The organism is Mesorhizobium sp. M1182, assembly GCF_040318335.1.
Lineage (GTDB): Bacteria > Pseudomonadota > Alphaproteobacteria > Rhizobiales > Rhizobiaceae > Mesorhizobium.
Genome location: NZ_JAMYMD010000035.1, coordinates 26,549 through 52,516 on the forward strand (window position 1 = coordinate 26,549; position 25,968 = coordinate 52,516).

General features: G+C 64.1%; 29 protein-coding genes. 11 read left to right on the forward strand and 18 right to left on the reverse strand.

Going from position 1 to position 25,968, the window contains the following annotated elements; all coding sequences use genetic code 11:
• Positions 1–158 precede the first annotated feature (158 nt).
• Complete coding sequence (ubiG, locus tag NKH33_RS27615) at positions 159–908, forward strand: bifunctional 2-polyprenyl-6-hydroxyphenol methylase/3-demethylubiquinol 3-O-methyltransferase UbiG (RefSeq protein ID WP_254816707.1); 750 nt, start codon at positions 159–161, stop codon at positions 906–908.
• 19 nt (positions 909–927) lie between these two features.
• On the opposite strand, the gene NKH33_RS27620 is transcribed toward ubiG, so the two are convergent.
• Complete coding sequence (locus NKH33_RS27620) at positions 928–1,818, reverse strand: DMT family transporter (RefSeq protein WP_352471318.1); 891 nt, start codon at positions 1,816–1,818, stop codon at positions 928–930.
• Positions 1,819–1,919: 101 nt separating this feature from the next.
• Here NKH33_RS27620 and NKH33_RS27625 point away from each other — a divergent pair, with 101 nt between their 5' ends.
• Positions 1,920–2,405 (forward strand): MarR family winged helix-turn-helix transcriptional regulator, encoded by a 486-nt coding sequence (locus tag NKH33_RS27625; RefSeq protein WP_352471319.1) that lies wholly within the window; start codon positions 1,920–1,922, stop codon positions 2,403–2,405.
• Positions 2,406–2,473: 68 nt separating this feature from the next.
• Positions 2,474–3,967, forward strand: coding sequence for an FAD-dependent monooxygenase (locus NKH33_RS27630; RefSeq protein ID WP_352471320.1), 1,494 nt, complete (start codon positions 2,474–2,476; stop codon positions 3,965–3,967).
• 54 nt (positions 3,968–4,021) lie between these two features.
• Here NKH33_RS27630 and NKH33_RS27635 read toward each other — a convergent pair whose 3' ends face one another.
• Positions 4,022–4,675 (reverse strand): Vgb family protein, encoded by a 654-nt coding sequence (locus NKH33_RS27635; RefSeq protein ID WP_352471321.1) that lies wholly within the window; start codon positions 4,673–4,675, stop codon positions 4,022–4,024.
• Positions 4,676–4,684: 9 nt separating this feature from the next.
• Positions 4,685–5,905: a helix-turn-helix domain-containing protein gene (locus NKH33_RS27640; RefSeq protein WP_352471322.1), complete on the reverse strand. Its 1,221-nt coding sequence runs from the start codon at positions 5,903–5,905 to the stop codon at positions 4,685–4,687.
• Between the two features lie 152 nt (positions 5,906–6,057).
• Here NKH33_RS27640 and NKH33_RS27645 point away from each other — a divergent pair, with 152 nt between their 5' ends.
• Positions 6,058–6,858, forward strand: a complete 801-nt coding sequence (locus NKH33_RS27645) for an SDR family NAD(P)-dependent oxidoreductase (RefSeq protein ID WP_352471323.1) — start codon at positions 6,058–6,060, stop codon at positions 6,856–6,858.
• 77 nt (positions 6,859–6,935) lie between these two features.
• Here NKH33_RS27645 and NKH33_RS27650 read toward each other — a convergent pair whose 3' ends face one another.
• The 5 genes from NKH33_RS27650 to NKH33_RS27670 are packed head-to-tail and all read right to left on the reverse strand — an operon-like array spanning position 6,936 to position 10,037.
• Entirely contained in the window at positions 6,936–7,631 is a 696-nt protein-coding gene (locus tag NKH33_RS27650) for a hypothetical protein (RefSeq protein ID WP_352471324.1), read from the reverse strand.
• A gap of 8 nt (positions 7,632–7,639) precedes the next feature.
• Positions 7,640–8,065: a DUF1178 family protein gene (locus NKH33_RS27655; protein WP_352471325.1), complete on the reverse strand. Its 426-nt coding sequence runs from the start codon at positions 8,063–8,065 to the stop codon at positions 7,640–7,642.
• Positions 8,062–8,928 carry a carbon-nitrogen hydrolase family protein gene (locus NKH33_RS27660; protein WP_352471326.1) on the reverse strand — a complete coding sequence of 289 codons (867 nt, stop codon included), beginning with the start codon at positions 8,926–8,928 and terminating at the stop codon, positions 8,062–8,064. Before NKH33_RS27660 ends, NKH33_RS27655 begins: the two co-directional genes overlap by 4 nt.
• A gap of 10 nt (positions 8,929–8,938) precedes the next feature.
• Positions 8,939–9,208, reverse strand: coding sequence for a glutaredoxin 3 (gene grxC / locus NKH33_RS27665; protein WP_352617227.1), 270 nt, complete (start codon positions 9,206–9,208; stop codon positions 8,939–8,941).
• 28 nt (positions 9,209–9,236) lie between these two features.
• Complete coding sequence (locus NKH33_RS27670; protein ID WP_352471329.1) at positions 9,237–10,037, reverse strand: ComF family protein; 801 nt, start codon at positions 10,035–10,037, stop codon at positions 9,237–9,239.
• A gap of 54 nt (positions 10,038–10,091) precedes the next feature.
• Between NKH33_RS27670 and NKH33_RS27675 the strand changes: the two genes are divergently transcribed.
• Complete coding sequence (locus NKH33_RS27675) at positions 10,092–10,964, forward strand: methyltransferase domain-containing protein (RefSeq protein ID WP_352471330.1); 873 nt, start codon at positions 10,092–10,094, stop codon at positions 10,962–10,964.
• 50 nt (positions 10,965–11,014) lie between these two features.
• Here the strand turns inward: NKH33_RS27675 and NKH33_RS27680 are convergent, their stop codons facing one another.
• The 7 genes from NKH33_RS27680 to argJ all read right to left on the reverse strand — a co-directional run bounded on the left by NKH33_RS27680 (position 11,015) and on the right by argJ (position 15,402).
• Complete coding sequence (locus NKH33_RS27680; RefSeq protein WP_023677981.1) at positions 11,015–11,194, reverse strand: Flp family type IVb pilin; 180 nt, start codon at positions 11,192–11,194, stop codon at positions 11,015–11,017.
• A gap of 144 nt (positions 11,195–11,338) precedes the next feature.
• Positions 11,339–11,653, reverse strand: coding sequence for a DUF6678 family protein (locus NKH33_RS27685; RefSeq protein ID WP_352471331.1), 315 nt, complete (start codon positions 11,651–11,653; stop codon positions 11,339–11,341).
• Positions 11,654–11,664: 11 nt separating this feature from the next.
• Positions 11,665–12,416 (reverse strand): IS5 family transposase gene (locus NKH33_RS27690; RefSeq protein WP_502904841.1). Its coding sequence is split into 2 segments (ribosomal slippage): positions 11,665–12,063 and positions 12,066–12,416, totalling 750 coding nucleotides; the frame shifts between segments, so codons are not numbered across the junction.
• Between the two features lie 113 nt (positions 12,417–12,529).
• Entirely contained in the window at positions 12,530–12,835 is a 306-nt protein-coding gene (locus NKH33_RS27695; RefSeq protein ID WP_023677980.1) for a hypothetical protein, read from the reverse strand.
• 127 nt (positions 12,836–12,962) lie between these two features.
• A complete protein-coding gene (locus tag NKH33_RS27700; RefSeq protein WP_023677979.1) occupies positions 12,963–13,385 on the reverse strand; it encodes a (deoxy)nucleoside triphosphate pyrophosphohydrolase in 423 nt (140 codons plus the stop codon).
• Positions 13,382–14,161: a GNAT family N-acetyltransferase gene (locus tag NKH33_RS27705; RefSeq protein ID WP_352471332.1), complete on the reverse strand. Its 780-nt coding sequence runs from the start codon at positions 14,159–14,161 to the stop codon at positions 13,382–13,384. Before NKH33_RS27705 ends, NKH33_RS27700 begins: the two co-directional genes overlap by 4 nt.
• On the reverse strand, positions 14,161–15,402 hold the full coding sequence (argJ, locus tag NKH33_RS27710) for a bifunctional glutamate N-acetyltransferase/amino-acid acetyltransferase ArgJ (RefSeq protein WP_352471333.1): 1,242 nt from the start codon (positions 15,400–15,402) through the stop codon (positions 14,161–14,163). Before argJ ends, NKH33_RS27705 begins: the two co-directional genes overlap by 1 nt.
• Before the next feature lie 179 nt (positions 15,403–15,581).
• Here argJ and NKH33_RS27715 point away from each other — a divergent pair, with 179 nt between their 5' ends.
• Entirely contained in the window at positions 15,582–16,808 is a 1,227-nt protein-coding gene (locus NKH33_RS27715; RefSeq protein ID WP_352471335.1) for a caspase family protein, read from the forward strand.
• Positions 16,809–16,811: 3 nt separating this feature from the next.
• Here the strand turns inward: NKH33_RS27715 and NKH33_RS27720 are convergent, their stop codons facing one another.
• The gene (locus tag NKH33_RS27720; protein ID WP_352471336.1) at positions 16,812–17,048 is read right to left on the reverse strand and encodes a putative antibiotic biosynthesis monooxygenase; all 237 of its coding nucleotides are present in this window, start codon (positions 17,046–17,048) and stop codon (positions 16,812–16,814) included.
• Positions 17,049–17,157: 109 nt separating this feature from the next.
• Between NKH33_RS27720 and NKH33_RS27725 the strand changes: the two genes are divergently transcribed.
• Positions 17,158–17,814: a TetR/AcrR family transcriptional regulator gene (locus NKH33_RS27725; protein ID WP_352821662.1), complete on the forward strand. Its 657-nt coding sequence runs from the start codon at positions 17,158–17,160 to the stop codon at positions 17,812–17,814.
• Between the two features lie 49 nt (positions 17,815–17,863).
• On the opposite strand, the gene NKH33_RS27730 is transcribed toward NKH33_RS27725, so the two are convergent.
• Entirely contained in the window at positions 17,864–18,781 is a 918-nt protein-coding gene (locus NKH33_RS27730; RefSeq protein ID WP_352456658.1) for a peptidylprolyl isomerase, read from the reverse strand.
• Between the two features lie 252 nt (positions 18,782–19,033).
• Between NKH33_RS27730 and secA the strand changes: the two genes are divergently transcribed.
• Positions 19,034–21,766 (forward strand): preprotein translocase subunit SecA, encoded by a 2,733-nt coding sequence (gene secA / locus NKH33_RS27735; RefSeq protein WP_352821644.1) that lies wholly within the window; start codon positions 19,034–19,036, stop codon positions 21,764–21,766.
• A 148-nt stretch (positions 21,767–21,914) separates the two neighbouring features.
• Here the strand turns inward: secA and NKH33_RS27740 are convergent, their stop codons facing one another.
• On the reverse strand, positions 21,915–24,569 hold the full coding sequence (locus NKH33_RS27740; RefSeq protein ID WP_352922434.1) for a helix-turn-helix transcriptional regulator: 2,655 nt from the start codon (positions 24,567–24,569) through the stop codon (positions 21,915–21,917).
• Between the two features lie 143 nt (positions 24,570–24,712).
• Here NKH33_RS27740 and NKH33_RS27745 point away from each other — a divergent pair, with 143 nt between their 5' ends.
• The 3 genes from NKH33_RS27745 (at position 24,713) to NKH33_RS27755 (ending at position 25,937) form a co-directional block, all read left to right on the forward strand.
• Positions 24,713–24,985: a DUF4242 domain-containing protein gene (locus NKH33_RS27745; RefSeq protein ID WP_023677971.1), complete on the forward strand. Its 273-nt coding sequence runs from the start codon at positions 24,713–24,715 to the stop codon at positions 24,983–24,985.
• A 67-nt stretch (positions 24,986–25,052) separates the two neighbouring features.
• The gene (locus NKH33_RS27750) at positions 25,053–25,274 is read left to right on the forward strand and encodes a hypothetical protein (RefSeq protein WP_352821638.1); all 222 of its coding nucleotides are present in this window, start codon (positions 25,053–25,055) and stop codon (positions 25,272–25,274) included.
• 162 nt (positions 25,275–25,436) lie between these two features.
• Entirely contained in the window at positions 25,437–25,937 is a 501-nt protein-coding gene (locus NKH33_RS27755; protein ID WP_352619584.1) for a hypothetical protein, read from the forward strand.
• The last annotated feature ends 31 nt before the right edge of the window (positions 25,938–25,968 follow it).

Sequence of the window (25,968 nt, forward strand, 5' to 3'; positions counted from 1 at the left end):
CTTCCGGCACACCATCAACTGACACGTGCTGACACAAATGCAGCCGGCAAAAGGCGGCGCCGGAAGGCATCGCGCGCATCGCACCGCCGGCGGTGAATTTCGCGCCTTGACATTCGCAGCCTCGCGCCCGACTTCCTAGCGTCCGAGGAGACCACGCCATGCCTGAGCCCCGACGATCGACGATCGATGCCGGAGAGGTGGAACGCTTTTCCGCCCTTGCCGCCGAATGGTGGAACCCGAACGGCAAGTTCCGCCCGTTGCACAAGTTCAACCCGATCCGGCTTGCCTATATCCGCGACCAGGTGGCGGCCCGCTTCGGCCGCGATCCGCGTGCGGCACGGCCGTTCGAAGGCCTGCGCTTCCTTGACATCGGCTGCGGCGGCGGGCTCTTGTGCGAGCCGATGGCGCGGCTTGGCGCCGAAGTGGTCGGCGCCGATGCCTCCGCCACCAACATCGAAGTGGCCAAGCTGCATGCGGCGGAAGTCGGCGTGAGCGTGGATTATCGCGCCACGACCGCGGAAGACCTTGCCGATGCCGGCGAAAAATTCGACGTCATCCTCAACATGGAAGTGGTCGAGCATGTCGCCGATGTCGATCTGTTCCTGGCCAAATGCGGCGAGATGGTAAAGCCCGGCGGCATCATGTTCGTCGCCACCATCAACCGCACGCTGAAGGCCCTGGGGCTGGCCATCATCGGCGCCGAATATGTGCTGCGTTGGCTGCCACGCGGCACCCACCAGTTCGGCAAGCTGGTGCGCCCCGAGGAACTGGAAAAGGCGCTTGCCGGCGCCGGCCTGACCGTCATCGACCGCACCGGCGTCACCTACAACCCGCTCGCCGACCGCTGGCAGCGCTCGAAGGACATGGACGTCAACTACATGGTGCTGGCGGAGAAGGCATCCGTCTGAAGCTTACGCCTTCTGGCCTCTATGGCCTCTGGCTTTGCGCCTTGGTGGTGATGAACACGCCGGCGGTGATGATGACGGCACCGGCCCAGGTCAGCAGTTGATAGCGCTCGCCGAGGAAGAGGGTCCCGGCAAACAGCCCGACCGCCGCCGCGACATAGCCGATCTGGCTGAGATAGACCGGGCCGCCGACCGCTTGCAGGCGGAAGAAGAAGGCAAACATCGCCGAGGCTGATGCCACCTGTGCCGCAGCGACCAGCGGCACGCCGCCGAGCGAGCCGAATGCATTGCCGCCAAGCAGGACCAGAATGCCGGCAACCAGCATCAAGGCTGCTGCCAGATGGCTGCCGACGGCGAGCTCGATCGGGCCGGTGCCTTCGGGCCAGTCGACGGTGCGGTAAATGTTGCCGGCGGCGAGGCTGACCGGGATGAGCAGGCCCATCGCAACCCAGAAAAATTCGGCCGGCTGGCCCGCTTCGCCGCGCGTCACCGCCACCATGACTGCGCCGACGAAACCGACGACTATGCCGACGATGCCCAGCATGGTCGGGCGCCTGACGCCGAGCAGCATCGAGAACACCAGCGTGACGACCGGCGACAGCGTGAACATGATGCCGCTGTAGCCGGCGCCCAGATGCGGAATGGCTGAAAACATCAGCAGATTGGGGATTGCATATGAGACGGCCGCGGTGACGAAGAAATAGCGCAGCCTGTGCGGCGTAAGCCGCATGCGCTTCCCGTTGAGCAGCAATGCGCACAAAAGCACGCCGCCGGCACCAAGCGAGATGACGAAGGCCCAGACCATGGCGGCCACGCCGGCCGCCGTCGCGATCTTGCCGAACGGCAGCGTCAGGCCGAGCAGTCCACCGGTGACGACCAGAAGGCCAAGCGCCGAGTCCCAGAGAAATTTCATCGCACCGTCCCGTCGCCCGTTCGCGGCACTTGGCCAATATCGCAAGCTGAGGTAAGATAAGGTAAAGATTCTTCACGTCAAGATACATAACGGTGAGAGACATGGATCGCGCAGCAAAAGCGATCGGGCAATGGAAAAAGGAACGGCCGGATCTCGATGTCTCGCCGATGGCCGTGCTCGGACGGTTGAACGAGGCCGCCTCGCTGATCGCACGAGAGCGGCTGGCGCCGCTGTTTGCAAGTTACGGGCTGCAATCCGGAGAATTCGATGTGCTGGCGACGCTGCGTCGTTCCGGGCCGCCATACGCGCTGACGCCGACGGCTCTCTACGAGGCGACGATGGTAACGTCGGGCGCGATGACCAATCGCCTCGATCGGCTCGAGAAATCCGGTCTGATCAAGCGCGGGCCGCACCCCGACGATCGCCGCGGCATTGTCGTGCAACTGACTAAAAAGGGTCTGGCGTTGATTGACGAGGCGGTTACCGCTCACGTCGCCAACGAGCACCAGATACTTTCTGGGTTAGCACGCCCGGAGCAGATCATGCTCGCACGCCTGCTCGAAAAATTGATAGCGAGCCTGAACTAACCCAAACGGCAACCACTGGGACTCTGCGATCATTGATTGGGAGTCGTAACTGCCAGGGGAGTTTGCCGATGACAGAACATGCAGTCGTGATTGCCGGAGGAGGTCCGACGGGCCTGACCCTGGCAGGCGAGTTGGCGTTGGCAGGCATCGACGTAGCCATTGTCGAACGCCGCCCGAACCAGGAGCTTGCCGGTTCGCGTGCTGGAGGTCTGAGTTCACGCACTCTCGAAGTTTTCGATCAGCGCGGCATCGCGGACCGGTTCCTCGCCGAAGGACAAATAGCCCAAGTCACGGGATTCGCGGCGATGCGTTTAGACATCAGCGATTTTCCGACCCGCCACAACTACGGGCTGGCGCTGAGACAGAAACACATTGAGCGCATTCTCGCTGGATGGGTCAGCGAGCTGGCAGTGCCGATCTATCGCGCCCGTGAATTGATGTGTTTCGTGCAGGACGACGCCGGCGTCACCATCGAACTGTCCGATGGTGCGTCGCTGCGGGCAAGCTATCTCGTCGGGTGTGATGGAGGCCGCAGTCTGGTCCGCAAAGCTGCTGGCATTGAGTTTCGAGGATGGGATGCGACGACCAGCAGCATCCTCGCCGAGGCCGAGATGGCGGAGGAGCCGCCACTGGGCATTCATCGCACCGCACTTGGCATCCATGCCTTCGGCAGGGAAGAGTACGAAATTCGTGACGGCAAGGTCGTCTTTGCCGGTAAAGGTCCCATAGGCGTCATGGTCACTGAAAAGAATGTCGGCGCCACGACCGAACCCACGCTGCGCGATCTCCGCGAAGCGCTCGTCGCCGCATGCGGAACAGATTACGGAATCCATAGCCCAACCTGGATTTCCAGGTTCACGGACATGTCGCGGCAGGCGGCGGCTTACCGCAAGGGCCGGGTTCTCCTAGCGGGCGATGCCGCCCATGTGCATTCCCCGGTGGGCGGACAAGGCCTCAATATCGGTGTGCAGGATGCGGTGAACCTCGGTTGGAAGTTGGCCCAAGTGGTGAAAGGAACATCGCCTGAACGCTTGCTCGACACTTATCACATCGAGCGGCATCCGGTTGCGGCCCGCGTGTTGCGTACGACAATGGCACAGGTCGCATTGCAACGTACTGATGATCGCACTGAAGCCTTGCGTGAAATCGTATCAGAGCTCCTTAGGATGGAGGAGCCTCGCAAACGGATCGCTGCCGAGATGTCCGGACTTGGTATCCATTACGACCTCGGCCAGGCGCATCCGCTGGTCGGCCGCCGCATGCCCGACCTCGACCTGGCCACGCCTGATGGTCCCATGCGCGTATTTGCGCTCCTCCAAAATGCGCGGCCAGTGCTCTTGAATCTCGACGCGCCGGGCAGCCTCGACATCAAGCCGTGGTCAGACCGCATTAAGTTGGTTTACGCCAAATGCGACGATCCATGGGAGTTGCCTGCGCTAGGTTTGGTCTCCGCTCCAACCGCAGTTTTAATCCGACCCGACGGATATGTTGCTTGGGTAGGCGACAGGACGCAGGATGGTCTTCAAGACGCGATGAACACCTGGTTCGGACCACCGGGCTAAAAACCGCAAAAACCAGTTAGCTCGAATGGTCAAACGGCTACGGACGGCAAAAACTCAGATCCTGGTCGCCGAGCCTCGTTTGGGCCGGCGAACAGCTCTGATCTTGCCGCTGTTTCCGCCGCCACAGAAAAACTGGTCGCCGCCATCGGATTCGAGCCCCGACACGCCTGTTCCCGGCGGCATATCGAGCTTCTCAAGGACCTTTCCCGTTTCAGGATCGATCCGTCTGACATCGCTCTCCTCACCCTCCCAGGTGCCATGCCACAGCTCGCCGTCGACCCAGCTGACGCCGGTGACGACGCGGTTGGAAACGATGGTGCGAAGAATTGCCCCTGTCTCGGGATCGACCTGATGAATCTTTCGGCCCCGATGCTGCCCGACCCAGAGTGTTCCTTCGGCCCAGGCGAGCCCGGAATCACCGCCATTGCCGGGCGCCGGGATCGTCGCCAGCACCTGGCCATTCTTCGGATCGATCTTCTGGATGCGATCCTCGGCGATCTGATAGAGGTGCTGGCCGTCGAAGGCCGTTCCGGCGTGTGCCGCGACGTCGATCGAGCGCACCACTTTGCCGCTCGCCGGATCGAAGGCGTTCAATCTGTCGCCTGAGGCAAACCAGACATGCTCACCGTCGAAGGTAACGCCGTCCACGTGGTCGACACCCGGAAAGGGTCCATATTCTCGAAGGATTTCGGCTGCGGATCGTTCCATAATTCCATCCTAGTAGCCCGGCAGTGGGCCGGGGAGTAACAAGATTGTCGGGAAACCCGTCAGCGGCGGGGTCATCCAGCGACGCGCCCGTCCGCGGCCGAACGACTGCACCTTGCCGGCCTGGGCGAGCTGCTCGAGCGCTCGCTGCACGGTACGCGAACTGGCTCCAAGCGCAATCGCCAGGGCCGAACTCGACCAAGACTCGCCGTCCGCGAGGAAGGCGAGCACGGCGGCATGCTCTTCTTCGACGGGTGGCGCCAGCACGACGACCTCACCTGCGCGGCGCGGGGCCAGCGCAAAGCCCCGCTTCGTCGCGCTCACATCCGCCAAGCTCCGAAGCTCCGCGCGAAGCCGCCCGACTTCGACGCGCAATCGTGCGCGATGTGATTCGTCCGCGTCCTTTCCGCGGAAAGCGCGCGCAATGAGCGTCGCTCTTGCCACGTCCCCCGGCCAGGCTTCGGCCAGCGCGCGGGCCAGCGCGAACAGCACCGGGCGGGTCGCCAGCGAGACGACGGTGTCTGCGACACGCACGACATTGCGGCATGCATCCACCACGAGCGCCCCCGACGCCAGGAGCGCTTCGACTTCATCGAGCAGGAGGGGCCGTTCCCCGCCACGCGCGACAAGGCGCGCGGCCGGCGTGTCCAGCACCAGCGATGCGCTCTCCACCTCCGCGATCAGCGCGGGGATGCCCGCCGCCCGCGCCGCCCGCGCCGCCAGCCCGAGCGCGGCGCGCGCAGGACCGGTCCGCAAGCGGCGGATGGCGATGCCGGCGACAGCCAGCTCGTGGGCGGCCCGCGATGCCGGCGGCAGCGGCGACGGATCGAAGCCGTCCAGCCTGCGCTCGGCTTCGTCGAGATGGCCGATCAGCAGCAGGCGCCGAACGTCGAGGTTGCGCGCATGCGCGGCGTTGACGCGGTCGCCATGCTTTTCGAGCGTCGCCCGTGCGGCGTCGAGTGCCTTGGCCGGCCAGGTAAGGTCGCGCGAGACGAGCGCGATCTCGGCCTCGGCGACGATACACCGCGCGCGGGCCACGGCCTCCCTCGGGCTGAATGCGCGCGCCGCCCTCTTGAGAAGAACCTTCGCCCGAACCAGGTCGCCAAGCTGCGCCATCGCGATACCGCGCAACGCCAGCGCCGGCGCATCGTCGCGCAGCGCAACCCGCTTCAAGGCGCCGAGCGGATCGCCCGTCGCAAGCGCATGCGCCGCGGCCGTGATCAGCGAGTCCATCGGAATCCCGTCACACTTGTCACTCCCATGGCTTCGATGCCCGGCGCTAAGTCCATCTCACCAACCAGTCGTATCGACAACGGCGACTGTAGCCAACCTGAGTTGCGGCGCGCCAACGCTCGAACACAACGATAAGCATTAGGAGAGACGCAATGAAGATCGAAGGTACAACCATCCTGGTGACTGGAGCGAATCGGGGCATCGGTCGGGCACTGGTCGAGGAAGCCCTGAGCAGAGGCGTAAAGCGCGTCTATGCCGCAACCCGCCAACCGATGGCTCATCCGGACCGGCGTGTGACGTCCCTGACCATGGATGTGACCAACGCTGCGCAGATCCGGGAGGCCGTCGAGAAGATCGATGCTCTCGATATCCTCATCAACAACGCCGGCGTATCGCCCATCGATGACCTCAGCGACCGTCGTGTGCTCGAACAACAGCTCGCCGTAAACCTCTTCGGCTCGTACGACGTTACCCAGGCTCTGCTGCCGTTGCTCGCCCGGTCGCGGGGAGCCATCGTCAACATTCTGTCGCTGGCCTCGATTGCCGCCGTGCCGTTCAGTCCGGCCTACTCGGTCTCGAAGGCGGCCTCGTTCTCGCTGTCGCAGTCGTTGCGCACCCTTTTGGCCGGACGGGGTGTCAGCGTCCACAGGGTCCTTCCCGGCCCGGTGGACACGGACATGACACGGGGCCTGGACATCGCGAAAGCCTCTCCGGAGTCTGTCGCGCGGGCGATCCTGGACGGCGTGGAGAACGGCGAAGAGGAAATCTTCCCCGATCCCATGTCGGAATCCCTGGCGGAGGGCTGGCGCAGCAGTGCAGTCAAGGCGCTTGAACGCCAGTTTGCAGCCTATGCGGAAGCAACTCCGTCAAGTGAAGCAAGCCCGTCAGGCAGTGGGCATGAAAGAAGCAGCGAAACGATTGCCCGCGAGCCCCATCCTTGCTGCTCGGCCTGAAACTGCGGACGCTTGTGCGAGGGGCGGCGGCATCGCCGCTCTGGGCGGAAGCGAATCCCCACAAGCGAAACGGAGCATCATTTTCGCTTGTCGAAATGCGCTTCAGCTTCTTGTCGCCTGATACGCCTCTGATATCGCCGCCGGGCGAAAAAGACGATCAAGTCTGCCAGCCAACCTGGAGCATTGAGATGGAGCAAGGCATCACGCGCGCTATCAATTTGCCGACCATTCATCGCTACATTGGAAAAATCCGAGGGTTCCGTTTGTCGAGCTTCGACCCATTGACGAATACTCGCCCCGTCCGGCAGTTTCGCCGCAAAAGCCAGTTCACGTCTCATGCAAACCCACTCCACCCGGTGGCGCAATTCCTCCTCATAGCCAATGCCTCGCTGATGGAGACGCGCATGCGTCGCCTCATGCACTATCGCGCTGGCGATCTGGTCGGTCAGCGTGTGCTCGCCTAGAACAAATCGCCGATCAAGCTCGCAAGTCGAAGTCGATTTCACAAATTGCGCAGCGGCACCTAGATTGATTGTAATCCAGATCCGTTTGAGATCGCGGACCAGACGGCTGTATCGAATAGGGTCAAATTCTTGAATCAACCGCAGCGCGGCGGCAACCTTATCTGCATCTTTCCCACCGCTCTCGCCATTATAGAAAACTGGCAACCCATCGATCGTCCTCTTATCGATCGACTTTATAGCCAACCAGCTGAAAACACGGATCACTACCTCTGAACCACGCCGCTTTTCAGTCTTCTCCGGATGGGGCAAGACTTTCCTCAGTTGCGGTCGTCGGGGAAGCTTGGAATAGGCATGAACTCGACGCCGTCTTCGGCGAGGCTCTTGGCCTCGTCCAGCGTCGCCTCGCCATAGATGCCGCGCGGATCGCTTTCGCCGAAATGGATCTTGCGCGCTTCCTCGGCAAATTTGTCGCCGACATAGTCGGCATTCTCGCGCACCTTGTCGGCCAGGGCCTTGAGCTGCGCCAGCGCCTGCTTCTGCGCCTCGCCCATGGCCAGCGCGATGCTTTCGCGCTTGCGCCCGGTCGAGACGGCAGGCGCCATCAGCGCCTTGTCGACCTTGTGCGAGCCGCAGGCCGGGCAATCGACGAAACCGCGCCTCTTCTGGGTGTCGAAATCGTCGTTGCTGCGGAACCAGGCCTCGAACTCGTGCTCGTGCTCGCAGATCAGGGAAAAGCGGATCAAGAGGCGGCACCCCTGAGCGGAATTGCCTCCGCCGAACCGGCGTTTACGGCAAAATCGCGTGCGTTTTTGAGATTCGGTATCTTTTTGCGCGCAGCGACTGACTGCGCCGGGTCGATCTCGGCGACGATCACCGCCGGCTCGTCATGCGCAGCTTCGGCGACGATGCGGCCCCAGGGATCGACGATCAGCGAATGGCCATAGGTTTCGCGGCCGTCCTCGTGCACGCCGCCTTGCGCGGCGGCAACCACATAGGCGCCGTTCTCGATGGCGCGCGCCCTGAGCAGCACGTGCCAATGCGCTTCGCCGGTCTGGCGGGTGAAGGCGGCGGGCACCGAAAGCAGATCGGCGCCGGCCAGCGCCTCGGCACGGAACAGCTGCGGAAAGCGCAGATCGTAGCAGACGGCAAAGCCGACCTTCGCGCCATTGACTTCGGCGACGACGGCCTCGGTGCCAGGCTCATAGGCGGCGGATTCGCGCCAGCTCTCGCCATTGTCGAGATCGACGTCGAACATGTGGATCTTGTCGTAGGTGGCAATCGTGGCGCCGTCCGGCCCGAACAGAAGGGCGCGGTTGGCAAGCTTGCCGTCGGCGCGCAGAATGGCGGTCGAGCCGATATGCAGGAAAATGCCGAGCTCCTTGGCCAGCCGCCGCGACGTCGAGACGACGATGTCCTTGTCCTCGGAGGTGAAGGAAGCGGCCCGTGCCTGGCTGTCGCGGATCAGCGCGCCGGTCATTTCCGGCGTCTGGATATAGGTCGCGCCAAGGCCTGCCGCCTCGCGCACCAGCCGTTCCAGATCGACCGCATTGCGCTCCGGGCTGGTTACCGAACGCATCTGGATCGCCGCCGCCTTGAAACCACCCATAGTCATGTCCTTATCTGGCCGAGCCGTTGGCGAGCAATGTGTCCAGCCGTCCTTCCGCCTCCAATTCGTGGAGATCGTCAGAGCCGCCGACATGCGTGTCGCCGATGAATATCTGCGGAAAGGTGGAACGGCCGTGAGCGCGGGAGATCATCTCCCGGCGCAGCTCCGGCGAGAAGGAGGCGTCGTGCTCGGTGTAGGTCACACCCTTCCTATCGAGCAGCCGCTTGGCCGCGGTGCAATAGCCGCACATCATCCGCGTGTAGATCGTCACATCGACCATCGGTCAGCAATCCTGCCTCGTTCCTAGGCTATATAGGCGCCGATTCGTCGGCCCGAAAGTCCCCCGGCAGCACACGCGCAAAGGTCAGTACGTCGACCGCGCCGGCGCCGCCCTTCTTCAACGCCTTGGCGACCGCGCGGACGGTGGCGCCGGTGGTGTAGACGTCGTCGATCAGCAGCACCCGGCGGCCGGTGATTTCGATCTCCGCCTCATCAGGCACTTTGAATGCGGCGCGAACATTTTCCTCGCGTTCCCGCCGCTCCAGCCCGACCTGCTGGCGCGTGAGTTTGACGCGCCTGATGGCTGATGGCGCGAAAGGCCGCTCGCCGAGTTGCGCCACCGCCCGCGCCAGTTCCGCCGACTGGTTGAACTGCCGCCTGAAGAAACGCCGCCAGTGCAGCGGCACCGGCACGACCACATCGGCCTCGGCGATGAGCTCGGCACCGGCGCGAAGCATCCAGCGCGCCATCCACGGCGCCAGATCGGTGCGGTCCTGGTATTTCAGCCCTTGCACCATCTGGCGGGCAACGCCGGAATAGGCGACCGCCGCCCGCGCGCGCTCGAACGGCGGCGGGTCGGCTATCGCCTCCGCCGACAGGAAACCCTCACCCATATTGTGGGTGAACGGCGTGCCCATCACCGGGCACCACGGCCGTTCCAGCAGCCTGAGTTTCGGCCAGCAGGCGCCGCACAACACGCCGGGCTGCGAGACATGGCGGCGGCAGCCGGCACAGACGGGCGGGAACAAGAGGCGCGCTGGCCAGCCCAATGCCTTGCGGGCAATGCTCTTGATCGCAATACGCTTGATCTCTGGCATGGGATCGGCCACGTGGTTGGTCCTCCGCATCACTATATCAGAGAGCGAAGCACAAGGACCTGCCCATTGCAGCCTGTAATTGACACCTCGCTCTGGCTGGCGCGCAAGCGCCGGGCACTGGCCCGCCCCATCGCCAGCGCGGATTTCCTCATGCGGCGTGCGGCCGAGGATCTTGCCGACCGGCTCGGCGCCGTCGAACGCAGGTTCGGCAAGGCGGCCTCATTGTTTTGCCAGACGCCGGCAGCAGCAGAGGTGCTCGCCGAAAGCGGCAAGGTGACGGAAAACGTGCGCGTCGAGGCCGACGCCGCTTTCCTGGGTGGCCAGCCAGGACTGTTGGCGCCGTTGGAAACCGTGCCATTCGAGCCGGAAAGCCTCGACCTCGCAGTCTCGCTGCTGTCGCTGCAGGCGATGAACGACATTCCCGGCATGCTGGTGCAGGTCCGCCGGGCGCTGAAGCCGGACGGGCTTTTCCTTGGCGCCTTCGCCGGCACAGGCACGCTCTCCGAACTGCGCGAAAGCCTGCTTGCCGCCGAGACCGAACTCTATGGCGGCGCCAGCCCGCGTGTGATCCCGTTCACCGACGTCCGCGACGCCGGCGCGCTGCTGCAGCGCGCCGGCCTGGCACTGCCAGTTGCCGACGTCGAGACGATCACGGTGCGCTACGATTCGCTATTTGGCCTGGTCGCCGATCTGCGCGCCATGGGCGAGACCAGCGCGCTTGTCGACCGCAGCAGGCGGCCGGGCACGCGAGCGCTGTTCGCGCGCGCCGCCGAAATCTATGCGGAGCGGTTTTCGGATGCCGATGGCCGCGTCAGGGCGAGTTTCTCGGTGGTCTGGATGTCAGGCTGGGCGCCCGATGCCTCTCAGCAAAAGCCGCTGAAGCCGGGCTCCGCAAAAATATCGCTGAAGACAATCCTGGAAAACCCCGGCGGCCCCTGAGCGCATCCTTGCGCAAAAGCTAAGCGTATCCCACGCAAAAGCTAAGCAGGTCACTGTGCAAAAGCGTTGGCAAGCTTGCTGCTGTTGTCGCTGAACAACCACTGGATGGCGCCGGCAGCCTGGCCAATACCAGCGACAATGGCAAGCGACAGAACGGCGACGATCAAACCATATTCGATAGCCGTCGCACCCCTCTCGTCTTCTAAAAATCGTTGCAGCAACATTTTCATGGGCGCCTATCCCTCTTGCCCGAACCTAGCGCCGACCCGTTAAGAAAGGTTAATGCGACAGGCTTAACGCGCGGTGAACCAGCTGCATTCTAGGAACCAGCTGCATTCTAGGGTCCAGACTCGATCAGGTCAGCAACGAAGACCTCATATAAACTCGGCGGCCTGACCATCCTGAAGATAACCGAACACGCGAAAGCCGTCAGGCATTTCCTCGCCGGGCACATGCACCTTCTTGAGAGCCGAGCGGACAAGTTCTCGCTGGGCGGGCGTTTCGACCTGAATGTCTAAGTGAAGGATGGATTCGTATCCGCCCTCGCTGAAGTGGTAGAACCACTCGCGGTCGGGCTGTGAGTGGTAGCCGTTTGTGGAAAGCGTGCTCCAAGATGGTGGCGGCGTGAGCGCGTACATTTCTAGCCGAAGCTCATCCCATTTTGTGTTGTTCATCGCCGGATTGAGCATTTCGTCGCCTCTCAAAGCCAGAACGAGATCATGGTAGCCAATGCCACCCCAGACAGGAAGTTGGTGGCGAGTTTGTCGTAGCGGGTGGCGATGCGGCGGAAATCCTTTAGGCGGCAGAAGGCGTTCTCGATCAAGTGTCGTCCACGGTATCGCTCTTGGTCGTAACGGATTGCTCTCTTTCGATTGCGCCGTCCCGGGATTACCGGCGTAGTCTTTCCCTCGCGCAGTGAACGGCGCAGTCGATCCGCATCGTGGCCCTTGTCGCCCAATAGGTAGCGCATCGGGCCAGCGCGTTCGAGTAGGGCTGGCGCTGCCTTCACGTCGCTGACGTTTCCTGCCGTCAACATCAACGCGTAGGGGCGGCCGACGACGTCTGTGAGTGCATGGACCTTAGTTGTCCAACCGCCGCGCGAACGGCTGATGGCCTGCGCTTGGCGCCCCCTTTTGCGCCGAATGCCGCCCGCTGGGCTTTGACGTAGGTGCTGTCGATCGCGGTGCTTTTCGTCACTGCGCCGGCCTGAACCAGCGCATCAAGCATCTTCAGCCAGAAGCCTCGTCGCGACCAGCGGTTGAAGCGATTGTAAACCGTGGTCGAGGGACCATAATCGGCAGGACAATCACACCAGCGGCAACCCACCTTCAGCACGTGCAGGATACCCGAAATCACCCGACAATCGTCCACGCGACGCGCACCAGGCTGGTTCTTGGGCAAGTGCGGCTCGATCGTTGCCCATGCTTCGTCCGATAGCCAAAACAAAGCCATACTGCTCCTCCTGATCCACACCCGCTGGTGAATCAGGAAAGCGCCCTCCCTTCAAGGGGCTGATTGGGCTTTGGCCCTAGGAAACAGCCGAATCCTGGAGATCTGTTGAGGAATCAGCAGTCGCCGCTGCTTCTGCCATCGGCCCGTATAACGCAGACCGAACTGGGCAGCGGCTGCAGCACGCTCTTGCGTAGCGTATAGCTGTCGCGCTGGCCGATCGAGCCGGTGCTCATCGTATCCAGCCCGTCGCGGGCAAACTGCGAGCGGGTCCGGCTGTCGAGGTAGGGCGTCGCGATCAAGGCCAGAGCCACCGCGGCCGAGCCGAACAAGAGAGCGATGCGCAATATTCCCATGCCGGCATTGGCGGCGCCAGGAAGGCGGTCGGGCCAAGGCGAGTCCCAGTCCTTTTCAAGGCTCATGCAAATCGCTCCCCAGCGGTGGAATCGGCGAAACCGCCTAGCGTCAATTTTTCACGGTCAGATAAATCTTTCATTAACGCTGCTGCCGGCGCGTTGCGGCGCTGCCCGATTTACGGCAGGTCGGCCGCTACAGCAGATCGATGAGGAACTGGATCAGCGGGGCATCGGCCGGCGGCATTGGAAAATCGCGCATCTGGCGCGGCCGCACCCATTTCAGCACCTGGCCTTCCTTCGGCTGGGCAATGCCGCGGAACCGACGGCAGACGAACAGCGGCATCAGCAGGTGAAAATCATCGTAGGAATGGCTGGCGAAGGTGAGTGGCGCCAGGCAAGGGATGTCGGTTTCGATGCCGATCTCCTCGTACAATTCGCGGATCAGGCATTGTTCCGGCGTCTCACCGGGCTCGACCTTGCCGCCCGGAAACTCCCACAGGCCGGCGAGTTGCTTGCCTTCGGGCCGCTGCGCCAAAAGCACGCGCCCGTCGGCATCGACCAGCGCGCAGGCCGCGACCAGGAGCAGGCGTTTGCCGATCGTATCCAAGCCGCTCATGCGCCGGGTGGCCGGCGATAGCGATAGCGATAGACTTCGTCGAATCCGAGCGAACGGTAGAGCGCCAGCGCCGGCGCGTTGTCCGCCTCGACCTGCAGCCAGGCTTCCCGCGCCCCGCGCAGCCGCGCCCATTTCAGCGCCGACCGGATGAGATGGCGGCCATGGCCCTGGTTGCGCACCGACCTGTCAGTGGCGATCTCGAACAGGCCGGCAAGGTCGCCGTCATGCACGCAGATCAACGTTGCCAGCGGTTCGCTGCCGGCCTCCAGCGCAAACAGCCCGGCCTCCGGCTGGATGGCGCCGATGATCTCCGACAGGCCCGGACGCAGCGACACATCCGAGCCGCTCACCTTGAGCGCCGCGCCGATGAAACGGCTGATGTCCTTCAACGGAATCTGGTCCATGGCATCGTCGAGCGCGGCGTCCGCCAGCGGCAGCCGCATGACCAGCGACTCCGCGAACGTACTCCAGCCTTCGCTGTCGAGGTACTTCGAAAGATCAGGCCCCGACAGCGGTGAGATGCGAAAGGTCAGCGGCCTGCCATACGCGTCGAAGCGGCGGCTGGCGCGACCGATGCGCTCGGCAATGTGCTGGATGTCGCCCGGATCGAGCGGATTGACCGAGTTCAGCCGCTTGGCCGGGTGGCCGGCCGTCAGCCGAACCACCCAGGTGCCGTCATAATGGACGGCGGCCGCCGGCCAGGCGCGAAAGCCGGCCGCCTCATAGCGGCGCACGATCGCCAACACGCTTGCCGGATGTCTGGAAGCCAACGCCATCAGCTCCGATAATCGCCGTTTATGGCGACATATTCCTTGGTGAGATCGCAGGTCCACACCGTCGCCTTGCCGCGGCCGATGCCGATGTCGGCGCGGATGCGGATCTCGTCGCGCTTCATATACGCCGAAGTCGCCTCCTCGGAATAGGCGGCGTCGCGCTCGCCCTGATAGGCCAGGCGGTTGTCGCCGAACCAGATCGACAGAAGGTCGCGGTCGGCCGGTTCGCCGGCCTTGCCGACAGCCATGACGACGCGGCCCCAATTGGCGTCCTCGCCGGCGACTGCCGTCTTGACCAGCGGCGAATTGGCGATCGACAGCGCGATGCGCTTGGCCGAGCGGGCCGATTTGGCTCCGGTGACGGTGACCTCGACCTGCTTGCGGGCGCCCTCGCCGTCGCGCACCACCTGTAGTGCCAGCGATTTCAGCACCTTGCCGAGGGCACGGCGGAACGCGCCGAGGCGCGCATCCTTGGGGTCGGAAATTGCCGGCGCGCCGCGCCTGGCGGCAGCACCCGTGGCGAACATCAGCAGCGTGTCGCTGGTCGAGGTGTCGCTGTCGACGGTAACCGCGTTGAAGGTCTTGGCCGTGCCGCGCGACAGGAGGTCCTGCAGCACCGGTGCTGCGATCGGCGCATCGGTGGCGATGAAGGAAAGCATCGTCGCCATGTCGGGCGCGATCATCCCGGCCCCCTTGGCGATACCGTTGATGGTGACGTCGGCATCGCCGAGCTTGACCGTCGCGGTCGCCAGTTTGGGATAGGTGTCGGTGGTCATGATCGCCTTGGCGGCTTCGGTCCACAATTCCGGCTTGCCGTCCTTGACCAGACCGGCCAGCAGATGGCTGAACTTGCCGGCGTCGAGCGGTTCGCCGATCACGCCGGTCGAGGCCAGGAATACCTCGCCCGCTGTGCAATCGGCCGCTTTCGCCGCCACCTCGCCCGTGAGTGCCGTCGAGGCGCGGCCCTTCTGGCCGGTAAAGGCATTGGCATTGCCGGAATTGACCACCAGCACGCGTGCCTTGCCAGCCACGAGGTTCTGCCGGCAGAAATCGACCGGCGCCGAAGGGCATTTCGACCTGGTGAACACGCCGGCGACGGTGGTGCCGGCGTCGAACACCATGGCCAGCAAGTCGGTGCGGTTCTTGTATTTTATGCCGGCCTCGGCGGTGGCGATGCGCACGCCCTCGATCACCGGCATCTTGGGATATTTCTTCGGCGCGAGCGGCGAAACCTGTGTGGACATGGAAGACCCCGGGCGGGAAAAATCGCGAAAGGAACGCCGGTTTGCCCGATAGCACGCGCTGGCGCAAGGCGTTTCACAGCCGTTACGGGTGCCGGAAGCCTGACACCGCCTCATGCAGCAAGCAGGCTGTTGCAAATTTGTTGGCGTCGCTGCGACCGATAGCGCTATGATCCTGCCCCATGGGCAGGCTTGTGGTCTTGGCACTGGCGTTTCTGGGCTTTCTGCTGCTGCGCGCCGATGCGCAGACGGCGCGGCGCGTGGCGCTTGTGGTCGGCAACGGCAGCTACGCCGAAGCCGGCACGCTGGCCAATCCCGTCAACGATGCGCTCGACATCGCCGACAAGCTGCGCGCCATCGGTTTCGAGGTGATCGAAGGCAACGATCTCGGCAAGCGCGAGCTCGAACGCAAGATCGGCGAATTCTCCGATGCGCTGCAGGGTGCCGGTGCCGGGCTGTTCTACTATGCCGGCCACGGCCTGCAGGTCGACGGGCGCAACTTCATCGTGCCGGTCGACGCCCGGCTGGACATGCCGGTCAAGCTGCAGCTCGAGGCGGTGCCGATCGACGAGGTTCTCGACATCATGGAGCAGCAGACCAAGGTCAGCCTGGTCTTCCTCGATGCCTGCCGCAACAACCCGTTTGCCCGAAGTCTCAGCCGCAGCGCCACGACGCGCTCGGCGACGGCTCTCGCCGGTCTTGCCCAGTTCGAGTCGACACGCGGCTCATTCATCGCCTTCTCGACTGCGCCCGGCGCCGTCGCAATGGACGGGACGGGACGCAACTCGCCGTTTGCGGCGGCACTTTTGCGGCATATGGCGGAACCCGGACAGAGCATCAACGACATGATGATTGCGGTGCGCCGCGACGTCGTTTCGGCAACGCGCGAGGCGCAGCGTCCCTGGGAGCAGGGTTCGCTGCTCGAGCGTTTCGAATTCGTTCCGGGCGGAGACACTGCCCAGCAACCGAAACCGGCCGTCAGCCCGGCTCCCGCGTCGCAGGTGGCTGCGCTCGAACGCTCCGTCGGCGACGAGGGTGCCATCGAAAAATTCTTGCGCGAAAACTATCTGGCGCCTGATGCCAGGAGAATGCGCGAAACCGTCAAGCGGCTTTACGGTGCGTCGGCCACCATCTACGGCACGCGCTACGACAGCGAGGCGATCGTCAAGGTCAAGACCGACTGGTTCGCGCAATGGGCGTCATGGTCGTTCGGTCTCGAGCCCGGCAGCCTTGAGGTGACGCCGCACGGCAAGGACCGTGCCGATGCGGTTTTCGCCATGCGCTACGACTATGTGCCGAAGGACAAATCGGCGCAGCGCCTGACCGGCAAGGCGCGGGTGACGCTGGAACTCGTGCTGGCCGATGGCGCGTGGCGCGTTGCGTCGGAAACGTCGCAAGCGCTGGAATGAACATCAGCGGACCGCTGGGTTGATGAACCCGCGAAACGCCCGCTGCACGCCCGGAATCAGTCCCCAGATCATGATCGAGACCATCAGCGGCGCGATGACCAGCGTACGCTGCCAGATTTGCCATTCCTGCGTCAGCGGAAAAACCACATACAGAATGGCAGTGATCAGCGGATACACGCCGAGCAGCACAAGCAGGGCGAAGCGCAGGCGCGAAAAGCGGGTCACGGCGGTCGAGTTCATCAAACTCTCCTTATCGTTACGGAACGTTCCGTTACATATAAAACGGATCGTTCCGTTTCGTCAAGAGTTGTATATGATGGCTGCTGAAATCGCGGGTAAGGAAGAAAAGATGGGCGAAATCACCGATCCCGGGCGCAAGTCGGCTGGCGCACGGCGCAGCCCGGAAAGCGCCGATGCCATTCTCGATGCCGCCGAGGCGGTACTGGTCGAAGCTGGCTATTCCGGCTTCTCGATCGAGGCGGTGGCGCGCCGCGCACGCGCCGGAAAACCGACGATCTATCGCTGGTGGCCAAGCAAGGCCGCCCTGCTGCTCGACGTTTATCAACGGCAAAAGCGCGTCGACAATCCCGACACCGGGAACCTTGCGGAGGATCTCGTCGGCTTCCTGAAGAGCTTGTTCGCGCATTGGCGCGACACGTCGTCGGGTAGCGTGTTCAGATCGCTGATTGCCGAGGCGCAGTCGGACGAAAAAGCCGCCGCCGCCCTCGCCGAATACGCAAGAGGGCGTCGTGTCCACACCGGCCAGATGGTCGAACGCGCCAAGGCAAGGGGAGAGGTGGCAGCCGACGTCGATGCCACTGTCGTCGCCGACCTGATTGCCTCGTTCGCCTGGACGCATCTTCTGACGAACCGCCTGGACGAGGACGAAGCAACGCTGCGCAGGGCGGTCGGCTATGTCTTGAAAGGCATAGTCGCTGACGATGCCGGCGACGCCACGGCGGTCCGGCGGCGGCGTCGACGCATCATCGCTCGCCCTACCAAATAGAAGCGACAGGGCGGCAGCGCGCCCTGTCGTAGCTCAATCTAGTCTAGCCCTATTTGGCGCTTTCCAGTGCGTCGACCGTCTTCTTCAGGTTCGCATCGGGGATGTCGACCTTGGCGTTGGCGCGCAGCGACTTGACCAGCGCGAAATACTTGTCGCGGATGACCGCCTGGCGCGCCTGGTCCTTGACCTGGTCGAACGCCGGCGGCTGCTTGGTGCGCTTGTCCTCGACCTTGATGACATGCCAGCCGAACTGCGACTGCACCGGCTGGTCGGTATATTTGCCGACCGCCAGCGCAAACACGGCCTTGTCGAATTCCGGCACCATCTGGCCAGGTCCGAACCAGCCGAGATCGCCGCCGCTGGTCTTGCCGCTCGGATCGCTGGTGTGCTCGTTGGCAAGCTTCTGGAAGTCGGCGCCGCCGTCGAGCTGCTTGATGATGGCGTCTGCCTCTTCCTTCGTCTTCACGAGGATGTGACGGGCGTGCACCTCATTGGTGGGCGGCGTGTTGGCGATTTCCTGGTCGTAGCGGGCGCGGACCTCGGCATCGGTAACCTTGTCGACGACGCCCTTCTCGACCATTTCGCCATGCAGCGCGCGCTGCTGCAGGAAGGCCATGCGGCGCTGGAAGTCGGGATCCTTGTCGAGGCCGGTGGTCACCGCCTGGGCCGCCATCACGCGGATTTCGATCGCCGCCGACAGCGCCGCGGCGCGGCGCTGCTCGGGCGGAAGCTGCGCGAATTGCTGCGACAGCTCGCCCTCGGCAAGCCCAAGGTCTGCCTCGGTCAGCGTCTGGCCGTTGATGGTGGCGACCACGGCGTTCGGATCGACCGGCTTGGCCGCCGGAGCGGGTGCTGCCGGCTGGGCAGGGGCGGCCTCCTGTGCCATCAGCGGCGACAGCGAGAGGGCCGATAGCCCGAATGCCAGACCAAGGCTGGCGAGCGACGCGCGGCGGAACAATACTGACATTACGATTATCTCCAAAGCGGGGTAGCTAGAGCGGAATGGCTTCCAGACCAGCAAGATTGTGGCGGAATTTGGCGCGGTCGACAGGGCGAGCGCGGCGTTGACATCGAATGAGCCCCCTCTTATCTGTCCAACGACTTTGCGTCCAGAACCGTTTTCCGGGCGCTTTTTGCGTTTGTCCGCGTTCACGTGGAGTTGATGGGGCCAGCCGGCGCCTGTCGCAACGACTTGGAATGCTATCGAAAGGGCCATTGGATGGTCAGTCTCGGCGGTCTCGCCCGTAAGGTTTTCGGCTCCTCCAACGATCGTCGGGTCAAATCGACCCGGCCGCGCGTCGAGGCGATCAATGCCATGGAAAACGAGATGCGGGCGCTTTCCGACGCCGAGCTTCAGGCCCGCACGGACAAATTCCGCCAGGACATCGCCAACGGCGCCAGTCTCGACGACCTCCTGGTGCCGGCCTTCGCCACCGTGCGTGAGGCCGCCCGCCGCGTGCTCGGCATGCGGCCGTTCGACGTGCAGCTGATCGGCGGCATGGTGCTGCACAATGGCGGCATCGCCGAGATGCGCACCGGCGAAGGCAAGACGCTGGTGGCGACGTTGCCGGTCTACCTCAACGCGCTCGCCGGCAACGGCGTCCATGTCGTCACCGTCAACGATTACCTGGCCACGCGCGACTCCGAATGGATGGGCCGCGTCTACAAATTCCTCGGCCTCAAGGTCGGCGTCATCGTCCACGGCCTGTCCGACGAGGAGCGCCGCGTCGCCTACGCCGCCGATGTCACCTACGCCACCAACAACGAGCTCGGCTTCGACTATCTGCGCGACAACATGAAATACGAGCGCGCCCAGATGGTGCAGCGCGGCCACAGCTACGCCATCGTCGACGAGGTCGATTCCATCCTGGTCGACGAAGCGCGCACGCCGCTGATCATTTCCGGTCCGCTCGAGGACCGTTCGGAAATGTACAACACCATCGACACCTTCATCATCCAGCTGCAGCCGCAGGACTACGAGATCGACGAGAAGCAGAAGACCTCGATCTTCACCGAGGAAGGCACCGAGAAGCTGGAGAACATGCTGCGCGATGCGGGTCTGCTCAAGGGCGAGTCGCTCTACGACGTCGAGAACGTCGCCATCGTCCACCACGTCAACAACGCGCTGAAGGCGCACCGGCTGTTCCAGCGGGACAAGGACTATATCGTGCGCAACGGCGAGATCGTCATCATCGACGAGTTCACCGGCCGCATGATGCCCGGCCGCCGTTATTCGGAGGGCCTCCACCAGGCGCTCGAAGCCAAGGAGCATGTGGCGATCCAGCCGGAGAACCAGACGCTCGCCTCGGTCACCTTCCAGAACTATTTCCGCCTCTACAAGAAGCTCGCCGGCATGACCGGCACGGCGCTGACCGAGGCCGAGGAATTCGCCAACATCTACAATCTCGACGTCACCGAGATCCCGACCAACCTGCCGGTCATCCGCATTGACGAAGACGACGAGGTCTACCGGACGGTCGAGGAGAAATACAAGGCGATCGTCAAGGAGATCAAGGAAGCCCGCGCCAAGGGCCAGCCGACGCTGGTCGGCACGACTTCCATCGAGAAGTCCGAGCAGCTGGCCGAACGCCTGCGCAAGGAAGGTTTTAAGGATTTCGAGGTGCTGAACGCCCGCCACCACGAGCGCGAGGCGGCGATCGTCGCCCAGGCCGGCAAGCCCGGCGCGATCACCATCGCCACCAACATGGCCGGCCGCGGCACCGACATCCAGCTCGGCGGCAATGCCGACATGCGCATTGCCGAGGAGCTTGGCGACATGCCGGCCGGCCCCGAGCGCGAAGCCAGGGAAAAGGAAATTCGCGACGACATCGCCCGGCTGAAGGAAAAGGCGCTCGCCGCCGGCGGCCTCTACGTGCTCGCCACCGAACGCCATGAATCGCGCCGCATCGACAACCAGTTGCGCGGCCGCTCGGGCCGCCAGGGCGATCCCGGCCGGTCGAAATTCTTCCTGTCGCTGCAGGACGACCTGATGCGCATCTTCGGTTCCGAGCGCATGGACGGCATGCTGCAGAAGCTCGGCCTCAAGGAAGACGAGGCGATCATCCATCCGTGGATCAACAAGGCGCTGGAAAAGGCGCAGAAGAAGGTCGAGGCGCGCAACTTCGACATCCGCAAGAACCTCTTGAAATACGATGACGTCTCGAACGACCAGCGCAAGGTGGTGTTCGAGCAGCGCATCGAGCTGATGGACGGCGAGGGCCTGTCCGAGACCATCACAGAGATGCGCGAAGGCGTCATCGAGGAGATCGTCGCCAAGAACATTCCCGAAAACGCCTATGCCGAGCAGTGGAACGTCGCCGGCCTCAAGGCCGAGATCGCCGAATTCCTCAATCTCGATCTGCCGGTCGAGGACTGGGTCAAGGAAGAAGGCATCGCCGAGGACGACATCCGCGAGCGCGTCAGCCAGGCAGCCGAGGCCGCCGCCAAGGAACGCGCCGAGCGCTTCGGTCCCGACGTGATGACCTATGTCGAACGCTCCGTGGTGCTGCAGACGCTCGATCATCTGTGGCGCGAGCACATCGTCAATCTCGACCATCTGCGCTCGGTCGTCGGCTTCCGCGGCTATGCGCAGCGCGATCCGCTGCAGGAGTACAAGGGCGAAGCGTTCGAGCTGTTCCAGGCGATGCTGGGCAATCTGCGCCAGGCCGTCACCGCGCAATTGATGCGCGTCGAGCTGGTCCGCCAGGCGGCGGAAGCGCCGCCGCCCGAGGCCCCCGACATGTTCGGCAGCCACATCGACGGCTTCACCGGCGAGGACGATTTCGAAGGTGGCGAGACGGCCGTGCTGGTCCGCCAGGAGACCAACGCCGTCGTCGCCCCCGAAGACCGCGACCCGAAGAACCCGGCCACCTGGGGCAAGGTCGGCCGCAACGAGGCTTGCCCGTGCGGGTCAGGGAAAAAATACAAGCATTGTCATGGGGCGTTTGCGTAAGGCACTGCTTTCCTTCGCCCCGTTCACGGGGAGTAGGTGCCCGAAGGGCAGAGCCAGCGTTTGCGATTAGCCAATCTCCCCACCTGAGGGGGAGATGGCCGGCAGGCCAGAGGGGGGCGCGAAGGATCGCGACCCGAAGAAGACAGGCTCAAATCAACCCCGAATCGCGCGCCGCGGCCGTCGCCTCACCCCGCGAAACCGCGTCCAGCTTGCCCAGAACCGCCGAGACGTGGTGATCGACCGTCTTCGGCGAGATGGTCAGGTGCTCGGCGATCCGCTTGTTGGAAAAGCCGCGCTCGATCAGTTGCAGCACCTCCATCTGGCGCTGGGTCAGGCCCGCGCGATTGGCGCGCGTGGTTCGGCGCGGCCCCCTTGCAATGCCGTTGACGCCGTTGCGGCGCATGATATCGCGCAGGTAAACGGCGACCGGCCTGGCGCCGAGGCTTTCGAAAATCTCCAGCGCCAGGCGCTGCGCGGTCTCGTCGCCCTCTGCCAACGCCAGCCCGCGTTCGTAGGGCGCGTTCATCTCGGCCCATAGTTCTGCCGCCGCCTGCCAGTCGCCGGCGAGCAGCAGCCGGTAGGGCGCGGCCATGCCGATGGTGTCGCCTGGATCCATGTCCGGCGCCAGCTTCTGCCGCCACGTCGCCAGCTCGCCGAAACCCGCCCGCGTCGTCGACAAGCTCTCAGCCAGTGCGATCAGGCCGAGCGCCTCATCCTTGTCAGCCTGGCCGAGCCACGCCCGTTCGGCCACCAGCGCCGCATAGGGCGCCAGGCGCTGCAATTCCAATCCCTTATCCAGGAACTGCGTCATTTCGGCAAAAAGCGGCTCGGCGGACGGGTCGCCGCGCCGTATCCGCAGCTTTGCCAGGGCGACCACGGCGGGATAGCGGACCAGCATCGTCGCCTGATCGTTGGCGATCACCTCGAGCGCCTCGCCGGCAGCCTCTTCCCATTGCCCCTGGCGCAGCAGCAACTGGGCCAGCACGCCGCGCATATAGTCGCGCCAGGTGACGAGATCGTTTTCGACGCAATAGTTGATGCCGCGATCGAGGAACGACCGCGCCTCAGCGAAGCCGAGCTGGTTCATCTCGCTGCAGGCGCTGTTGGTGAAGGCGCGCGCCGCATGTTCCTGAAAATTCTGCTCCAGCGCGATCTCCAGGCTGCGGGCAAGGTGCAGCCGTCCGTTTGCCAGATCCAGCCACTGCTCGGCGCTGCCGACATTGTTGAGCGCGTGGCAGACGATGTCGGGCCGGTTCAGTTGTTCGGCGAGCGCAATCGCCTTGTTGCCGAGCCGCAGCGTGTCGTCGAGCCTTTCGGCCAGCATCGCCAGTTGCGAGAGGTTGGAATAGGCCATGGCGAGCTCCGGCCCGGCCGGCGCGGTCTCAAGCAGCTGAACCGCCTGCTCGCCAAGGGCATCGGCAGCCATGCGGTCGCCAAGCAGGTAGGCAAAGCGCGACAGCCATCTGAGGCAATCCCCTTCCTTCGCCGTATTCCCCTGGGCCTGATGCAGCCGGCGCGCCTGGTTCTGCGCGGCGATGGCCTCGTCGATCTTGCCGATGAGGTGGCACTCGAAGGCATATTTCTCATGGAGCGCCGTGCGCTCCTCCACCGGCAGGCTGTCGGCCTGCCGCAACACGGCTTCATAGAAGCCGGCCGCATCGCGATGGGCGCCGACGCGGGAGGCCTCGCGCGCCGCAACCGGGGCCAGTTCGCGCACTGCCTGCAGATTGTGCGCCTCCACCGCGTGATGCACCAGGCGGCCGGTGGAAACCTCACTGTTTTCGAGAAGGGCGGCCAGGGCGCGCTGGTTGAACTGCCGCCGGTGGCTCGTCGTCAACATGGCCTCGATGGCGCGGCGGGCGATCTCGTGCCGGAACGCATAGCCATCGCCCAGATCCTCCAGCAAGCCGTTGGCGACGCATTCGGCAAGCTGGCCGGCGCTGGCGACGCTGCACAGGCCCTGCAACGCCCAGGCATCGGCCCGCCGTGGAAACACCGACACCGCGTCGAGCATCGCGCGGGCGCCGGCCGACAGGCGCTCGGCCCGCGCCAGAACCGCGTCGCGCACGCTTGCCGGCAGCGCCGTTTTTTCCTCGCATCCGCTGCACAACAGTTCGGTGACGAAAAAGGCGTTGCCCGCCGTCGCCCGGTAGATAGCCTCGCCATCGCGCCCCGCCGCCTCGGCCAGCGACAGCACCGCCGACTCGCTGAGCAGCGGCACGTCGATGCGCGCGACGCTGCCTGCCGGTATCTCGCCGAGCGCGCGGCGCACCCGCATCTGTCCCTCGCTGCGATCGGTGCGCGCCGTTAGCAGCAGCAAGAGATGCCTGTTGGCGATGCGCCGGCCGAGAAAGCGGACGAAATCGAGCGTCGCATCATCGGCCCAGTGCAAGTCCTCGATCACCAGCAGGGTCGGCTGCGCCTTTGTCTCGAAGATGTCGAGCGCATCCGAAAACAGCGGCAGCCTCTGTCCCTGCCGATGATCGATCGCCTGCGGCAGCGCCCATTGCGCGTCCCGCGCCAGATCGTAAAGCGGCCCGAGCGGATCGGGTATCGACAGATCCTCGCAGGCGCTGCGGAATATGCGCGTGGCTTGCGCAGTCCGGTCGATGAAGGCCTCGACAAGCGCGGTCTTGCCGGCCCCGGCCTCGCCAGCAAGCACCGCTACGCAGCCACGGCCGCGCCCGGCATCGGCCAGCAGCCCGTCGAGTCGCTCCAGCTGTGTCTGCCGTTCCAGAAGCATCATTCGCTCACGCAGATCGAGTTCGCCGAAAAGGCGGACCCGCGATGGACCCGCCAACATATCCCCCGCTCATAACGCTGCCAACATAGGGAATCGTCCCGCCAAAAATGGGGAAAGGCTCCGATGTGCGCTCTTGCCGGGCGTGATCAATGTCGAGCCGCGCTCAAAACCGGGCGTGACCCACTGGAGAAAGGAAGGCTTCCATGCCTCGCTATCTGATTGAACGCACATTCCCGGACGGCCTCAACGTGCCGATGAACGAAGCCGGCGCCGACGCGCTGGGCGGTGTCGTCATGCGCAATGCCGAAAAGGGCGTCACCTGGCTGCAGTCCTACGTGTCGCCGGACAAGAAGCGCAGCTTCTGCATCTACGACGCGCCCTCGCCCGAGGCGATCCGCAGCACCGCCCAGAAGAATTCGCTGCCTGTCGACAAGATCACGGAGGTGCGGGTTCTTGACCCCTACTTTTACCGTTGATGGCAGGCAAACCCCAAGTGGCGGACAAAAGGATGAGTATCAAACTGCCATTCGCGGCAATTGCGACATGCCTGATGGCATGCCGGTCGGCGAACCGGCGCCTGTCGTGGGAAACCCCGGCGGTTCCCTGCTTGGCCGTCTATGGCGGATCGCGGCGGCGCTGCCTTCGCGTCTGCTGGGCAGGCGGCGCCGGCTGCCCCCGCAAGACGATTATCTGAGACAGGACATGGGACTGCCCGAACGCGAGCAGCGGCGCGAATACTGGGAATATTATTGGTGGGACCATTAGGCCGTCGCGCCGTTTGGACGGGCTGAAACAAGCTGCGCAACCGGCCGCATCATTGCGGCCGACATGAAAACAGGACGAGCGACCTGTTTCGCAAAATTCCAACGGACGCCGCAGCGTTGAGCAGACCCGATCGGTGCGCGTCCTCAAACAACCGGAGAGAACATGAACATCAATCTTTGCACCGGGCGCCTTGCCGCCCTGGCCATCCTGTCAATCGCCGCCACCGCGGCCCAGGCAAAGGACGGCAATCCGCTGGCCGACATGGTACGAGCCGCCAACAGCCGCTTCGAGAATGTGGCGGCGGCGACGGCCGAAGGCTACGCGCCCATCCCCTGCGCCAGCGGCATCACCGGCGGCGCCATGGGCATCCACTATGTCAATCCCGGCTACCTCAAGGACGATGCTGTCGATGTCGCCAAGCCGGAAGCGGTGATGTACGAGCCGATGGCCGACGGCACGCTAAAACTGATCGCGGTCGAATACATCACCTCGAAAGGCCCGGCCTCGCTCGATGGGCATCTGTTCAACTTCAACAGCGCCCCCAATCGCTATGGCCTCGGCCCGTTCTACGAGCTGCATGTCTGGGCCTGGAAGGGCAACCCGACCGGCGCCTTCGCCGACATGAACCCGAATGTTTCATGTGATGCGATGAAGGGGATGTAGCCTCTTCCTTCTCCCCGTCATACGGGGAGAA

Bases quoted from the DNA above. Each gene is read 5' to 3' on its own strand.
- NKH33_RS27700 (WP_023677979.1), bottom strand. From the start codon at position 13,385: ATGAGCGGCTTGGATACGATCGGCAAACGCCTGCTCCTGGTCGCGGCC.
- NKH33_RS27660 (WP_352471326.1), bottom strand. From the start codon at position 8,928: ATGGGTGGTTTCAAGGCGGCGGCGATCCAGATGCGTTCGGTAACCAGC.
- NKH33_RS27740 (WP_352922434.1), bottom strand. From the start codon at position 24,569: ATGTTGGCGGGTCCATCGCGGGTCCGCCTTTTCGGCGAACTCGATCTG.
- NKH33_RS27635 (WP_352471321.1), bottom strand. From the start codon at position 4,675: ATGGAACGATCCGCAGCCGAAATCCTTCGAGAATATGGACCCTTTCCG.
- NKH33_RS27620 (WP_352471318.1), bottom strand. From the start codon at position 1,818: ATGAAATTTCTCTGGGACTCGGCGCTTGGCCTTCTGGTCGTCACCGGT.
- NKH33_RS27645 (WP_352471323.1), top strand. From the start codon at position 6,058: ATGAAGATCGAAGGTACAACCATCCTGGTGACTGGAGCGAATCGGGGC.
- NKH33_RS27720 (WP_352471336.1), bottom strand. From the start codon at position 17,048: ATGAACTCGACCGCCGTGACCCGCTTTTCGCGCCTGCGCTTCGCCCTG.
- NKH33_RS27755 (WP_352619584.1), top strand. From the start codon at position 25,437: ATGAACATCAATCTTTGCACCGGGCGCCTTGCCGCCCTGGCCATCCTG.
- ubiG (WP_254816707.1), top strand. From the start codon at position 159: ATGCCTGAGCCCCGACGATCGACGATCGATGCCGGAGAGGTGGAACGC.
- NKH33_RS27715 (WP_352471335.1), top strand. From the start codon at position 15,582: ATGGGCAGGCTTGTGGTCTTGGCACTGGCGTTTCTGGGCTTTCTGCTG.
- NKH33_RS27630 (WP_352471320.1), top strand. From the start codon at position 2,474: ATGACAGAACATGCAGTCGTGATTGCCGGAGGAGGTCCGACGGGCCTG.
- NKH33_RS27745 (WP_023677971.1), top strand. From the start codon at position 24,713: ATGCCTCGCTATCTGATTGAACGCACATTCCCGGACGGCCTCAACGTG.
- NKH33_RS27625 (WP_352471319.1), top strand. From the start codon at position 1,920: ATGGATCGCGCAGCAAAAGCGATCGGGCAATGGAAAAAGGAACGGCCG.
- NKH33_RS27680 (WP_023677981.1), bottom strand. From the start codon at position 11,194: ATGAAAATGTTGCTGCAACGATTTTTAGAAGACGAGAGGGGTGCGACG.
- NKH33_RS27640 (WP_352471322.1), bottom strand. From the start codon at position 5,905: ATGGACTCGCTGATCACGGCCGCGGCGCATGCGCTTGCGACGGGCGAT.
- secA (WP_352821644.1), top strand. From the start codon at position 19,034: ATGGTCAGTCTCGGCGGTCTCGCCCGTAAGGTTTTCGGCTCCTCCAAC.
- NKH33_RS27730 (WP_352456658.1), bottom strand. From the start codon at position 18,781: ATGTCAGTATTGTTCCGCCGCGCGTCGCTCGCCAGCCTTGGTCTGGCA.
- NKH33_RS27750 (WP_352821638.1), top strand. From the start codon at position 25,053: ATGCCTGATGGCATGCCGGTCGGCGAACCGGCGCCTGTCGTGGGAAAC.
- argJ (WP_352471333.1), bottom strand. From the start codon at position 15,402: ATGTCCACACAGGTTTCGCCGCTCGCGCCGAAGAAATATCCCAAGATG.
- NKH33_RS27705 (WP_352471332.1), bottom strand. From the start codon at position 14,161: ATGGCGTTGGCTTCCAGACATCCGGCAAGCGTGTTGGCGATCGTGCGC.
- NKH33_RS27725 (WP_352821662.1), top strand. From the start codon at position 17,158: ATGGGCGAAATCACCGATCCCGGGCGCAAGTCGGCTGGCGCACGGCGC.
- NKH33_RS27685 (WP_352471331.1), bottom strand. From the start codon at position 11,653: ATGCTCAATCCGGCGATGAACAACACAAAATGGGATGAGCTTCGGCTA.
- grxC (WP_352617227.1), bottom strand. From the start codon at position 9,208: ATGGTCGATGTGACGATCTACACGCGGATGATGTGCGGCTATTGCACC.
- NKH33_RS27695 (WP_023677980.1), bottom strand. From the start codon at position 12,835: ATGAGCCTTGAAAAGGACTGGGACTCGCCTTGGCCCGACCGCCTTCCT.